Source organism: Oceaniradius stylonematis (assembly GCF_965223445.1).
GTDB lineage: Bacteria > Pseudomonadota > Alphaproteobacteria > Rhizobiales > Rhizobiaceae > Roseitalea > Roseitalea stylonematis.
The window spans coordinates 3,148,715-3,162,216 of sequence record NZ_OZ244994.1 but is presented as its reverse complement, the minus strand read 5'-3'; the positions used below and the strand labels follow the sequence as shown (position 1 = coordinate 3,162,216).

Sequence of the window (13,502 nt, the reverse complement as noted above, 5' to 3'; positions counted from 1 at the left end):
CAAGCGCTGCGCCTCCTGAAGATCCCGCTCTCGACCCGTCGAGTTCTTTCGCCTTTCGTGCCGCTGACGCGGATCGGACAGGCCAGGAGGCTTCGCCGCTGACAGGCTGGAATGAAACGAAAGGCAAGGATCAAATGCCACTTTACGAACACGTGTTCCTGGCGCGCCAGGACATCTCATCGAACCAGGTCGAGGAACTCGTCGACCAGTTCAAGGGCGTTCTGTCCGAACTTGGCGGCAGCGTCGACAAGGTGGAAAGCTGGGGGCTGAAATCGCTCCAGTTCCGCATCAAGAAGAACCGCAAGGCGCATTACACGCTGCTCAACGTCAACGCGCCTGCCGCCGCGATCCACGAACTGGAGCGCCAGCAGCGCATTCACGAGGACGTGCTGCGCTACATGACCGTCAAGGTCGACGAACTCGAGGAAGGCCCCTCGGCCATGATGCGCCGCGACGAGCGCCGTGACCGCGACCGGGGTCCGCGCCGCGATGGCGGACCGCGCCGTGACGGCGGGCCGCGAGGCGACAGGGGCGAAGGAGGCCGCAGCTAATGGTCGATATCAATCAACTTCCGACGCGCCGGCCCTTCCACCGCCGCCGCAAGACCTGCCCGTTCTCGGGCGCCAACGCGCCGAAGATCGACTACAAGGACGTCAAGCTGCTGCAGCGCTACGTCTCCGAACGCGGCAAGATCGTGCCCTCGCGCATCACCGCGGTGTCGATGAAGAAGCAGCGCGAACTGGCAAAAGCCATCAAGCGCGCGCGCTTCCTGGGCCTTCTGCCCTACGTGACCAAGTAAGGTCGCCGACCACGCCAACGACATCGTCCCGGGACACGCTCCCGGGATGACGACCGAAGACCATGCCGGGGCGGACCCGGTGCACTGAAAACCGAGTTGGGGCCGGCGCCGGTCCCTAACTGCCGGAGCGCAGGACAGCGACCATGAACGCCAACACGATCGGCATCGGCCTGGTATCGGGCGCGGCAACCGCGCTTTTGTGCCTTGGCGTCGTTTCGGGCTCCGGGCTGTCCGTTATCCTTTATTTCCTGTCCGCCGTGCCGCTGATGGTGGCCACGCTTGGCTGGGGCTTTGCCGCCGGCGTGAGCGGCGCCATCATTTCCGCCCTGCTGATTGCGGCCTTCGCCAACGTGCCGATGGCTGTCTACATCGTTATGACCACGATCCTGCCGGCGACGGCGGCGGGCTACTGGATGAACCTGGCCCGGCCGGCCGAAGAGGTGGGCGGGCCGGCGGGCAAGCTGGCCTGGTATCCCCTCTCCGATGTCGTCGTCCGTCTCGCGGTGATCACGGCGGGCGCCTTCATCGTCGCCGGCGCCTTGATCGGCTACGGGCCGGCGCTGGTCGACGAACTGGTCGGCGAGATGATCGCCCGGCTGCAGGAGGCCAATCCCGAATTCGCCTTCACGCCGGAAGGCCGCGAGAGCTTTCTCGCCTTCATGACCGGGGCGATCCCGTTCATGCAGCCGGCGCTGTGGCTGATGATCCTGATCGGTTCGCTCTATCTGGCGCTTGCGATCACCCGCGCATCGGGCCGGCTCAGGCGTCCGAAAGACGATTGGCCAGAGGCGCTGCGCCTGCCGCGCGCCGGTGCGATGATCCTCGCCGTGGCGATCGCCGGCAGTTTCGTCTCCGGGCCGCTCGGCCTGGCCGCGACGACCTTTGCCGGCGCGCTGACCGGAGGTTTCACCATGGCCGGTTTTGCCATCTTCCATGCGCGCACGCGCGGCCAGCCCTGGCGCCCCTTTGCGATGATCGTCGTCTATGGCGCCGTGGCGATCACGCTCGTCGCCGCCCTTCCCTTCTTTTTTGCGGGCGTTCTCGCCACGGCCCGCCCCATGCCGGTCTCCCCCGGCGGCGGACCCAATCCGCCGACCGGAACACCACCGGCTTCCACCTGACAGCAGCATTGAACAAAGGACAAAGACCATGAAAGTCATTTTGCTGGAACGCATCGCCAAGCTCGGCGCCATTGGCGACGAAGTCACCGTCAAGGACGGGTTCGCCCGCAACTATCTGCTGCCGACCGGCCGCGCGCTCAGGTCGAACGATGCCAACCGGGCACGGTTCGAGGCCGAGCGCGAGCATATCGAAGCGCGCAATGCCGAGCGCAAGTCGGCCGCGTCGGAAGTGGCCGAAGGCCTTGACGGCAAGGATTTCGTCGTCGTCCGGTCGGCCGGCGAAACCGGTCAGCTCTACGGTTCGGTCTCGACCCGCGACATCGCCGATTTCCTGACCGAGGAGGGCTTCCGCGTCGGCCGCAACCAGGTCGATCTGAAGCAGCCGATCAAGACGATCGGCATGCATGAAGTCGATATCGTGCTGCACCCCGAAGTCGAAACCCGGATCACGCTCAATGTCGCCCGTTCGGCCGACGAAGCCGAGCGGCAGGCCGCCGGCGAGGACCTGTCGTCCGCCGAGGCGATCTACGGCGCCAATGAAGACGCGTTCGAATCGCTGGCCGATTTCGACGAGGACGGCGCACCGATCGATTCCGACGCGTTCGAAGAGGGTGCCGCACCCGAGGCCGCGCCTGCCGAGGAAGAAGAACAGGCAACCGCCTGAGGCCGCAGGCGGCGCCCTCGTCCGGTCGCCCGAACAGAACCGAACCCGGTGCCCCGCGCGCCGGGTTTTTTGTATGCTGGGTGCGATTCGCCGCCAGATGATGGTCAAGCGAAAGCTGCTCCGGCGGGCGAAAAAGTCAGCGTCCTGTGAGTTGGTGTGAATCACGGGCGGTTTGCCGAAAGGACGCTTGGCCGCGGCGCGCCACGCGCTATAGATCGCCCTTCCCAGGTGATGACCTGAAACGAAAGACGACCCGATGGCCGATGCTGCTCTCCAGATGACCTCCGACACGGGCGCGCAGGACGATGGCGCGCTTTACCGGGAGGCACCGGGCAACATCGAGGCCGAACAGGCGCTGCTCGGCGCGATCCTGATCAACAATGATGCGTTCTACCGCGTCTCCGATTTCCTGAAGGCGGAGCATTTCCTCGAGCCTCTGCACCGTCGGATCTTCGCGGTCGCCGGCGAGCAGATTCGCCTGGGCAAGACCTCCAACCCGGTCACCATTAAGACCTTCCTGCCGGCGGACGAAAAGATCGGCGAGATGACCGTCGCGCAGTATCTGGCGCGGCTGGCAGCCGAGGCCGTCACCATCATCAATGCCGAGGATTATGGCCGGGCGATCTACGATCTCGCCATCCGCCGGGCGCTGATCGGCATTGGCGAGGACATGGTCAACATCGCCTATGACGCGCCGGTCGAGATGGCGCCGTCGGACCAGATCGAGGATGCCGAACGGCGGCTGTTCGAACTGGCCGAGACCGGCCGGTACGATGGCGGGTTCGAACCGTTCAACGAGGCGGTGCGCACCGCCATCGACATGGCCAACGCCGCCTTCCAGCGCGAGGGGCATCTGTCGGGCATCGCGACCGGGCTGCATTCGCTCGATACGCGCATGGGCGGACTGCAATCGTCGGACCTGATCATCCTTGCCGGGCGGCCCGGGATGGGCAAGACGTCGCTTGCCACCAACATCGCCTTCAACATCGCGCACGCCTTTCGCGGCGAGCAGCAGGCGGACGGCTCGGTCAAGGCCGTCGATGGCGGCGTGGTCGGTTTCTACTCACTCGAGATGAGTTCGGAGCAGCTTGCCACGCGCATCATCTCCGAGCAGACGGAAATCTCCTCGTCCAAAATCCGGCGCGGCGATATCAACGAGGCCGATTTCGAAAAGCTGGTCGGCTGCGCCAACATGATGCAGCGCCTTCCGCTCTATATCGACCAGACGGGCGGCATCTCGATCGCCCAGCTTGCCGCCCGCGCGCGGCGGCTCAAGCGCCAGCGCGGGCTCGACGTGATGATCATCGACTATGTGCAGCTGATGACCGGCTCCTCGGCCAAGGCGAGCCAGAACCGCGTGCAGGAAATCACCGAGATCACAACGGGCCTGAAAGCGCTGGCCAAAGAGCTGAACGTGCCGATCATTGCCCTGTCGCAGCTCTCGCGCCAGGTGGAAAGCCGCGACGACAAGCGCCCGCAGCTGTCGGACCTGCGCGAATCGGGCTCGATCGAGCAGGACGCCGATGTCGTGCTGTTCGTCTATCGCGAGGAATATTACGTCAAGAACCAGGAGCCGCGCCGCTCGCCCGAAGAGATCGCCGCCGACATCAGGACCGAGGAATACCTCGCCTGGGAGGAGAAGATGCGCAAGGTGGAAGGCACGGCCGACGTGATCATCGCCAAGCAGCGGCACGGGCCGACCGGAACGGCGGCGCTCGGCTTCCAAGGCGAGTTCACCCGCTTCTTCGACCTTGCCGACAGCGGCCACCTGCCGGAACGGTTCGAATAGGCGGCTCGCCGCCGCGCCCATCCAGGCCCTTTCCTCAAGATCACGCGAACCGATCCGCCTGTCTTGCCTGCGCCGCCCTGCCGCGCTAGAATGGAACATAAAGCGAACATATGGGAGCGCATCATGACCAATCCGGCACAGAAGATCGGCGAACAGCTTGTCGAACACTGCCGAAAAGGAGACGCCGCATGGTGTCTCGACAATCTCTATGCGAACGACGCCGTATCGGTCGAGGCGGCGGCCAACCCCGAAGGCGGCTCGGCGGTAACCGAGGGGCTGGACGGCATAAGGGGCAAGCACGCCTGGTGGGATGCCAATTTCGAGGTGCATTCGGCCCATGTGGACGGCCCCTTTCCGCATGGCGAGGACCGGTTCGGCGTGATCTTCGAGATGGACACGACCGACAAGAACAGCGGCCAGCGCAGCCAGATGAAGGAACTGGCGGTCTACCATGTCGCCGACGGCAAGATCGTGCGCGAAGAGTTCTTCTATCCAACCGGCGCTTGACGTTTCGCTTTGCGCCGGTGCGTCAACGGTCTATCAGCGCCTGCATGACGGGGCGGACGGACAATGGCGACCTGCGCGGCGGACGGCTGACGATTGATCTTGGTGCGATCGTCGCCAACTGGCGCGATCTCGACCGGCGGTCGCGGCCCGGACGGGCGGCGGCTGTCGTCAAGGCCGACGCCTATGGGCTCGGTGCCGAACATGTCGTTCCGGCGCTCGCCGCCGCGGGATGCGACACATTCTTCGCGGCGATGCCGGACGAAGGGGTGTCGATCCGGCCGCTTGCGCCGGAGGCCCGCATTTTCCTGCTCAATGGCATTCAGCCCGGCGCCACCGATGCGATGATCGCAGACGGGCTCATCCCTGTGCTTGCCAGCTTGCAACAGGTTGAGAGTTGGGCCGCCGGAGGTGACCGTCCGCCATGCGCGCTGCAGATCGACACCGGCATGAACCGGCTGGGCCTGACGGTCGATGAAGCCCTGGCGCTGGCCGGCGACGATGTGCTGCGCTCAAGGCTCGATATCGTCCACGTCATGAGCCATTTTGCCTGCGCCGATATGTCGGACCATCCGATGAACCAGCACCAAATAGAGTCGTTTCAGGCGGTTATGGCGTCTTTTGGAGACATCGAATCCAGCCTCTCCAACTCGGCAGGCGTGCTCACTGGCGGCGCGCACGGCCTTGCGGTCACCCGTCCGGGTATCGCGCTCTACGGTGGGGAGGCCGTCGACGGCATCGCCAATCCGATGCGGCCGGTGGTCACGCTCGAGGCGCGCATCATGCAGGTCCGGTCGGCGGCGGCGGGAGAGACCGTCTCCTATGGCGCGACGCACCGTCTTGCGCGCGACAGCCGTATCGCCATCGCCTCGGTCGGCTATGCCGACGGCTATCCCCGCTCGGGGTCGGGCAGCGGCGTACCCCTGCGCGACGCGGTGCCCGAGGGCCTTTGCGGCATCGTCGGCGGCCATCGCGCACCGGTGCTCGGACGCGTCACCATGGACCTGACCTGTTTCGACGTCACCGGCGTGCCCGACGACGCCCTTGCCGAAGGTTGGATTGAACTGATCGGGCCGAACATGCCGCTCGACGATGTGGCGCGCGCCTGCGGCACGATCGGCTATGAGGTCTTGACCGGCCTCGGTCCACGCTATGCCCGGCACTATCGGCACAAGGAAGAAGACTGACCTTGGCCAAGCCCCGCACACAATTCATCTGCCAGAATTGCGGCACCGTTCACGCCCGCTGGTCGGGCAAGTGCGATGCGTGCGGCGAATGGAACACGATCGTCGAGGAAAACCCCACCGCGGGGATCGGCGGCGGGCCTAACCGCAAGCTGCGCAAGGGGCGCCCCGTTGCGCTGGTGCCGCTCTCCGGAGAAAGCGAGGACGCGCCGCGCATCATTTCGCGCGTCGGCGAGCTGGATCGGGTGACCGGCGGCGGCATCGTGCGCGGCTCGGCGCTTTTGCTTGGCGGCGATCCGGGGATCGGCAAGTCGACGCTTCTGATGCAGGCCGCAGCCGCCCTCGCCCGCGCCGGCCATTCGGTGATCTATGTGTCGGGCGAGGAGGCGGTGGCGCAGGTGCGCCTGCGCGCCCAGCGGCTCGGCGCGGCCGACAGCGACGTTCAGCTGGCCGCCGAAACCAATGTCGAGGATATCCTCGCGACGCTCGATGCTTCGGAGAAGCGGCCCGATCTCGTTATCCTCGACTCGGTGCAGACGCTGTGGACCGAAAGCGTCGAAAGCGCGCCGGGTACGGTGACGCAGGTGCGCGCGTCGGCACAGGCGATGATCCGATATGCCAAATCGACCGGCGCGGCGGTGGTGCTCGTCGGCCATGTGACCAAGGACGGCCAGATCGCCGGCCCGCGCGTCGTCGAACACATGGTCGATGCCGTTCTGCATTTCGAGGGCGATGGCGCACACCAGTATCGCATCCTGCGCGCGATCAAGAACCGGTTCGGGCCGACCGACGAGATCGGCGTCTTCGAGATGGGCCAGAGCGGCCTGCGCCAGGTGCCCAACCCGTCCGAACTGTTCTTGGGCGAGCGGTCGGGCAAGGCGCCGGGCGCGGCGGTGTTCGCGGCCATGGAGGGCACGCGGACGGTCCTGGTGGAAATCCAGGCGCTGTGCGCGCCGACATCTTTGGGCACGCCGCGCCGCGCCGTGGTGGGCTGGGATTCGGCCCGCCTTGCCATGGTGATCGCCGTGCTGGAGGCCCATTGCGGGGTGCGGCTTGGCCAGCACGATGTCTATCTGAATGTTGCCGGCGGCTATCGGATTTCGGAGCCGGCGGCGGACCTTGCCGTTGCCGCGGCGCTCGTCTCGTCGCTGGCCGGGCTTGCCCTGTCAGCGACAAGCGTCTATTTCGGCGAAATCAGCCTGTCGGGTGCCGTCCGGCCGGTGCCGCATGCCGCAAACCGGCTCAAGGAAGCCGAGAAGCTGGGCTTTGGCGAAGCGGTGCTGCCGCTGGCCGGCGGCGAGGCAGAAACGGCACGCGATGGTTTGCATGAAATGGAAACGCTGATGGACCTTGTCGCGCGCATCGCCGGTGGAAAACAGCTTTCGCGCGAAGCCGACCAGGACCGGCAGGCTTGAGCACACACGCCGAACACGGCAAGACATTGAAGGCCGCTGCTCTGCGCTCACACAAAACACACACGACAGCCCGCAAAGAGACACCAGACCATGCCCATCACGCTTCTTGACGGACTGTTCCTCGGCCTGGTGCTGATTTCGGCCGTGCTCGCCATGGTGCGCGGCTTTTCCCGCGAAGTGCTGTCGATCGGCTCATGGGTTGCCGCCGCGGTGGCCGCCTTCCTGTTCTACCGGACGCTGACACCCTATGTGCAGAATTATGTCGACAACGAACTGATTGCCCAGCTCGTCGCCGCCGGTCTGATCTTCCTGATCGCGCTGATCGTGGTCACGCTGATCACCATGCGCATCGCCGACATGATCATCGACAGCCGGATCGGCCCGCTCGACCGGTCGCTCGGCTTCGTGTTCGGCGCCGCACGGGGCGTGATCGTCGCCGCCGTCGCCATCTGGTTCATCAACTTCTTTGTCGGCGACCAGGAGATTGCCTGGATCGACAACGCCAAATCCAAGCCGTTCCTCGACCAGGTGGCCCAATCGCTGGTCGACCTGCTGCCGGACGATCTGGGAGCGGTCGTGCCCGGCGGCGAAACCGCCGAAACCACCGACACATGACCAATCGCGCCGACAGCGTCGCCGAGGCCGACGAAACGGACGATCATTTCCACGACGAATGCGGCGTGTTCGGCATTTTCGGGCGCGCGGATGCGGCCTCGTTCACGACGCTCGGCCTGCATGCGCTCCAGCATCGCGGCCAGGAAGCGGCGGGCATCGTGTCGTTCGACGGCACGCAGTTCCACGTCGAGCGCCATGTCGGCCTGATCGGCGACAATTTCACCAAGCCGTCGGTGCTGGCGCGTCTGCCCGGCGACCGTTCCATCGGCCATACGCGCTATGCGACGACCGGCGGCGCGGGGCTGCGCAATGTCCAGCCTTTGTTCGCCGAACTGGACGGCGGCGGGTTGGCCATCGCCCATAATGGCAACATCACCAATGCGCTGACCGTGCAGCGCAACCTTCAACGAAAAGGCGCGATCTTCTCGTCGACCTCGGATACCGAAACCATTCTGCATCTGGTCGCCACCAGCGAGGAAAAGGATCTGCTCGCCCGCTTCTGCGATGCGGTCGGCCAGCTCGAAGGCGCGTTTTCTCTGGTCGCCCTGTCGTCCAAGAAGATGATCGGCTGCCGCGATACGCTCGGCATAAGGCCGCTCGTTCTGGGCGATCTCGACGGGTCGTGGATCCTCGCCTCGGAGACCTGCGCGCTGGACATCATGGGCGCGCGTCATGTGCGCGACGTCGAGCCGGGTGAAGTCATCGTCATCACCGAAAAAGGCATTGAGAGCCATTTCCCGTGGGGCGAGCAGAAACCGCGCTTCTGCATCTTCGAATATGTCTATTTCTCGCGCCCCGACAGCCGCGTCGAGGGCCGCAACGTCTATGAAGTCCGCAAGCGAATCGGCATGGAGCTGGCGCGAGAGGCACCGGTAGGCGCCGATATCGTCGTGCCGGTTCCCGACAGCGGCGTGCCGGCCGCGGTCGGTTTCGCGCAGGGCGCCGGACTGCCGTTCGAACTCGGTATCATCCGCAACCATTATGTCGGCCGCACCTTCATCCAGCCGACGGACTCGATCCGCCACATGGGCGTCAAGCTCAAGCACAATGCCAACCCGTCCGTGCTCGAAGGGCGCTCGGTGGTCCTCGTCGACGATTCGATCGTGCGCGGCACGACCAGCCAGAAGATCGTGCAGATGGTTCGCGATGCCGGCGCGCGCGAGGTGCATATGCGCATTGCGTCGCCGCCGACCATGTCGTCGTGCTATTATGGCGTCGACACGCCCGAGACGTCGAAACTGCTCGCCTCGCGCATGTCGGTCGCCGAAATGGCGCAGTTCATCCGCGTCGATTCGCTCGAATTCCTGACCATTGACGGGCTTTACCGCGCCGTCGGCGAGGCCGGACGGGATCATGACGCGCCGCGCTTTTGCGATGCCTGCTTCACCGGCGCCTATCCGACACGGCTGCTCGACCATGAGGGGCCGGACAATGTGCGCAAACTGTCGCTTCTGGCCAACCCCAACGCCTGACCCGATCCGGAAAACGCTCCATGACGTCAACGCCAGACCTTACCGGCAAGCTCGCTCTTGTGACGGGTGCCTCGCGCGGCATCGGCTACGAGATCGCTCTGCAGATGGCGGCGGCTGGCGCCCATGTGATCGCCGTCGCGCGGACGGTCGGCGGGCTCGAGGAACTGGACGACAAGATCAAGGCGGCCGGGGGCGAAGCAACGCTGGTGCCGCTCGATCTCAAGGATCTGGAGGCGATCGACCGGTTGGGCGGGGTGATTGCCGAGCGCTGGGGCAAGCTCGACATTCTGGTTGCCAATGCCGGCATCCTGGGCGCGCTGACGCCCGTCGGGCAGATGAAGGCCAAGGATTTCGAAGCGGTCATGACGGTCAACGTCACCGCCACCTGGCGCATGATCCGCTCGGTCGATCCGCTGCTGCGGCTGTCCGAGGCCGGTCGCGCGATCGTCGTGTCGTCGTCGGTCGCCCACAAGGTCAAACCCTATTGGGGTGGCTATGCGACATCGAAGGCTGCCATCGACATGCTGACGCGGGTCTGGGCGGCTGAGAACGCCAAGGGGCCGATGCGCATCAATCTGGTCAATCCCGGCCCGACGCGGACCGCGATGCGGGCTCAGGCCGTGCCCGGCGAAAAGCCCGAAAGCCTGCCGACGCCGGCGCAGACGGCGGCGAAGATCGTGCCGATGGCGGCCAAGGATCTGACCCATACGGGCAAGATCTTCGACGTGCCGACCGACACGTGGACCGATGCGGCGCTGCCCACGCCGCTTTGAACCAGCTTCGCCGAGACCACGGTCAGGCGCGATTGACGTCAACTCCCATTGCGCTAACGTGATTGCCTGATGCCGCCGGTCATCACGGGAGGAGCCGACATGGTGTGGGCGCTGGTCGCGATTGCCGTGCTTGCGGCGCTGCTCGGCGGGCTCGCGATGCGAGAAAAAAGCCGTACCGGCGTGAGCATGCGGCAGGCGCTGGCGCTTGCCCTGCCCGCGCTGTCTCATCGGCTCGACGCACGGGCCGTCCGCGCGGCGGGCGCGGCCGAAGGGCCGGTGATCTACGCGATTTCCGAGCAGGCCAGGCTCGATGCGGCGCTGTTTCTGGCCGCGCTGCCCGACGATACGCTGCACATTCTCGATCCCGCCTCGGCCGGCCATTGGGCGGTGGAGGCGTGCCGGCCGCTGGCCAAGTCGGTGATCTTCGACAAGGAGCGGATGATCGCCAACCGGCGCCTCGTCAGGCACCTCAAGGGCAAGGGCCGGCTGGCGGTCTATTTTCCCGAAGCGGTCGAGCCAGATGCCGACGCGTTTCGCCTCTACCGGGCCGTGGCGCTTCTGGCGCGAAAGACAGGCGCGAAAATCGTGCCGCTGACCGTCCGCAATGCCCGCTTCCTGCGGTCCTCTTTGACGCCGGCCGAAAAAGCGCCGCGCCAATGGTTCCCGCGCCTGACCATGCATACGCTCGCGCCCGCGACGATTGGCGAGATCGTCGCCATGCGCGGAAGGGACATGACGACGCCCGCCAACGCTCTGTTCGACCGCATGGCCGAACTGCGCTTCACATCGACCGACCCTGCGCAGACCCTGTTCGGCGCGCTGGTTCTGGCGGCACGCACCTACGGGCCAAGCCGGGTGATCGTCGAGGACGCGGTCACCGGCGCGCTCGCTTACAAGCGGGTCCTGATCGGCGCGCGCGTGCTCGCAAAGCGGTTCGCCGCCATGTCGGCGCCGGGCGAGGTGATGGGCGTGCTGCTGCCCAACGCAAATGGCGCGGTGGTCACCTTCTTCGCGCTGCAGTCGGCCGGCCGGGTGGCGGCGATGCTGAACTACACCGCCGGACCGGCCAATGTGGTCTCGGCGATCAACACCGCGAAGATCCGCACGGTCCTGTCGTCACGCGCCTTCATCGAAAAGGCGGACCTGCAACCGCTGGTCGTCGCGATCGAGGAAAACGGCACCAAGATCATCTGGCTGGAAGAAATGCGCGAAACGGTCACGCTGCCCGAAAAACTGTCGGCCGCAGCGCTGTGGTCCCGACCGATCGCGGAGACCAGGGCCGGCGAACCGGCGGTGGTGCTGTTCACCTCGGGTACCGAGGGCTCGCCCAAGGGCGTGGTCCTGTCGCACCGCAACCTGGTGGTCAATGCGGCGCAGTCGGAGGCGCGCGTTTCCATCTCGGTCGAGGACAGCCTGTTCAACGTGCTGCCGCTGTTCCACTCGTTCGGCCTGACCGGCGGCATGGTGCTGCCGCTGCTCTACGGCGTGCGGCTGTTCCTTTACCCTTCCCCGCTGCACTACAAGCTGATCCCGCAGGTGGCGGCTCGCGTGCAGCCGACCATCATGTTCGGCACGGACACCTTCCTGGCCGGTTATGCGCGCACCGCCAAGGACACCGACTTCGCCTCTCTGCGCTTCGTCGTCGCCGGGGCCGAGGCGGTCAAGCATGAGACCGAGGAGGTCTACAGAAGCCGGTTCGATTGCCATATTCTGGAAGGCTACGGCATGACCGAAGCCTCGCCCGTCGTCGCGGTCAACTCGGCGACACACAGCCGGCTGGGGACCGTCGGACGCGCCCTGCCCGGCATCGCGATCCGGCTCGAACCGGTCGAGGGCATCGAGGGCGGCTTCCGCATGTGGGTGCAGGGCCCGAATGTGATGCTGGGCTATCTGAAAGCAGACCGGCCCGGCGAACTGCAACCGCTCGAAGATGGCTGGTACGACACGGGCGACATCGTCCATATCGACCATGAAGGCTTCATCGAGGTGCGCGGGCGGGCCAAGCGCTTTGCCAAGATCGGCGGCGAGATGGTGTCGCTGGGCGCCGTCGAGATGCTGGTGCAGTCGCTCTGGCCGGCCGACCGGCACGCCGCGCTTTCGGTCGCCGACCGGCGCAAGGGCGAAAAGATCGTGCTTGCGACAACCACCCGGGACGCCGACCGGCAGCGCATCGCCGAAAAGACGCAGGCCGAGGGCATGACCAAGCTGATGGTTCCGTCCGACATCGTGCCGATGGACGACATACCCGTGCTCGGCTCGGGCAAGACAGACTATGTGACGACGCAGGAACGGGTGATGGCGCTGCTCAGGCGGATCAGCCGGGTTGGCTCGGGCCGGAACCGGAAGTCGAATGACGATGCGCCTGACGCCGCCAAAGACGCAGCGAAAACGGCAAAAAAGCCAAATAGGCGAGCGCGGAAAAAGTCAGCGTGAGCCAGGTGAAATTGGCAAGCGCCGCCACATAGAGCACAATCGTCAGGATGAGCGGCATGACGGCGGTGCGCGGAATGCGCGCGCCCAGCGTCTTGCCCGACCAGACGGGCAGGTTCGAGACCATCAGAAAGGCGATGACGATGGTGTAGAGCGAGACCATCGAGGCGGTGAACCAGTCGGGCGAGAACCCCAGAAAGCCCAGATAGACCGGCAGCAGCACGACCAGCGCAGCGCCGGGCGCCGGAACGCCGACGAAATAGCCCTGCTGCCATTTGGGCCGGTTCACGTCGCCGGCCATCACGTTGAAGCGGGCGAGCCGCAGCGTACAGGCGATGACGTACAGGAGCGCCGCGATCCAGCCGAACTGGGCGGCCTCGTCGAGCACGAAGATGTAGAGAACAAGTGCCGGGACGACGCCGAAATTGACCGCATCGGCCAGCGAATCCATTTCGGCGCCGAACCTGGAGGTCCCCTTGACGAGCCGCGCCATGCGCCCGTCCAGACCGTCCAGAACCGCGGCCAGAAGGATCAGCCCGATGGCAGCGTCAAAGCGCTGCTCGAACGCCATGCGCACCGCGGACAGACCGGCGCAGATCGCCAGGACCGTGATGATGTTGGGCAGAACGAAGCGCAGCGGCACTTCCCGCAGGCGCCGCCGTGTGGCCTCATCGCCATTTTCGCGCTCGTTCTTGGGGCCGTCGGGCTCGAACGGCGGAAAGGCATCGTCCATCGA

At 65.7% G+C, this 13,502-nt stretch carries 13 protein-coding genes; 12 read left to right on the top strand and 1 reads right to left on the bottom strand.

Translation table 11 applies throughout. The annotated features are described in order from the left end of the window. Window positions 1–134: 134 nt before the first annotated feature. From rpsF to ACOQOU_RS15515, 12 genes are all read left to right on the top strand, one after another. On the top strand, window positions 135–551 hold the full coding sequence (rpsF, locus tag ACOQOU_RS15570) for a 30S ribosomal protein S6 (protein ID WP_109766137.1): 417 nt from the start codon (window positions 135–137) through the stop codon (window positions 549–551). Continuing rightward, the gene (rpsR, locus tag ACOQOU_RS15565) at window positions 551–799 is read left to right on the top strand and encodes a 30S ribosomal protein S18 (RefSeq protein WP_109765870.1); all 249 of its coding nucleotides are present in this window, start codon (window positions 551–553) and stop codon (window positions 797–799) included. Before rpsF ends, rpsR begins: the two co-directional genes overlap by 1 nt. Window positions 800–942: 143 nt before the next feature. Further along, entirely contained in the window at window positions 943–1,920 is a 978-nt protein-coding gene (locus ACOQOU_RS15560; RefSeq protein ID WP_109765869.1) for a DUF2232 domain-containing protein, read from the top strand. Window positions 1,921–1,948: 28 nt separating this feature from the next. Beyond that, window positions 1,949–2,584, top strand: a complete 636-nt coding sequence (rplI, locus tag ACOQOU_RS15555) for a 50S ribosomal protein L9 (protein ID WP_306024638.1) — start codon at window positions 1,949–1,951, stop codon at window positions 2,582–2,584. Between the two features lie 277 nt (window positions 2,585–2,861). Then, complete coding sequence (locus ACOQOU_RS15550; RefSeq protein ID WP_375567753.1) at window positions 2,862–4,373, top strand: replicative DNA helicase; 1,512 nt, start codon at window positions 2,862–2,864, stop codon at window positions 4,371–4,373. A gap of 123 nt (window positions 4,374–4,496) precedes the next feature. Next, window positions 4,497–4,880, top strand: coding sequence for a nuclear transport factor 2 family protein (locus tag ACOQOU_RS15545; RefSeq protein ID WP_306024637.1), 384 nt, complete (start codon window positions 4,497–4,499; stop codon window positions 4,878–4,880). A gap of 44 nt (window positions 4,881–4,924) precedes the next feature. Continuing rightward, window positions 4,925–6,064 carry an alanine racemase gene (gene alr / locus ACOQOU_RS15540; protein WP_306024636.1) on the top strand — a complete coding sequence of 380 codons (1,140 nt, stop codon included), beginning with the start codon at window positions 4,925–4,927 and terminating at the stop codon, window positions 6,062–6,064. Window positions 6,065–6,066: 2 nt separating this feature from the next. Next, the gene (gene radA / locus ACOQOU_RS15535) at window positions 6,067–7,476 is read left to right on the top strand and encodes a DNA repair protein RadA (RefSeq protein WP_306024635.1); all 1,410 of its coding nucleotides are present in this window, start codon (window positions 6,067–6,069) and stop codon (window positions 7,474–7,476) included. Window positions 7,477–7,566: 90 nt separating this feature from the next. Further along, the gene (locus tag ACOQOU_RS15530; RefSeq protein WP_109765863.1) at window positions 7,567–8,091 is read left to right on the top strand and encodes a CvpA family protein; all 525 of its coding nucleotides are present in this window, start codon (window positions 7,567–7,569) and stop codon (window positions 8,089–8,091) included. Continuing rightward, window positions 8,088–9,563 (top strand): amidophosphoribosyltransferase, encoded by a 1,476-nt coding sequence (gene purF / locus ACOQOU_RS15525; RefSeq protein ID WP_306024634.1) that lies wholly within the window; start codon window positions 8,088–8,090, stop codon window positions 9,561–9,563. The genes ACOQOU_RS15530 and purF overlap by 4 nt, the downstream gene beginning before the upstream one ends. 20 nt (window positions 9,564–9,583) lie before the next feature. After that, window positions 9,584–10,336 carry an SDR family NAD(P)-dependent oxidoreductase gene (locus tag ACOQOU_RS15520; RefSeq protein ID WP_109765861.1) on the top strand — a complete coding sequence of 251 codons (753 nt, stop codon included), beginning with the start codon at window positions 9,584–9,586 and terminating at the stop codon, window positions 10,334–10,336. Between the two features lie 69 nt (window positions 10,337–10,405). Then, on the top strand, window positions 10,406–12,769 hold the full coding sequence (locus tag ACOQOU_RS15515) for an AMP-binding protein (RefSeq protein WP_420578739.1): 2,364 nt from the start codon (window positions 10,406–10,408) through the stop codon (window positions 12,767–12,769). Here ACOQOU_RS15515 and pssA read toward each other — a convergent pair. After that, window positions 12,651–13,499, bottom strand: a complete 849-nt coding sequence (pssA, locus tag ACOQOU_RS15510; protein ID WP_306024871.1) for a CDP-diacylglycerol--serine O-phosphatidyltransferase — start codon at window positions 13,497–13,499, stop codon at window positions 12,651–12,653. The two genes, ACOQOU_RS15515 and pssA, sit on opposite strands and share 119 nt — an antisense overlap. Window positions 13,500–13,502 lie beyond the last annotated feature (3 nt).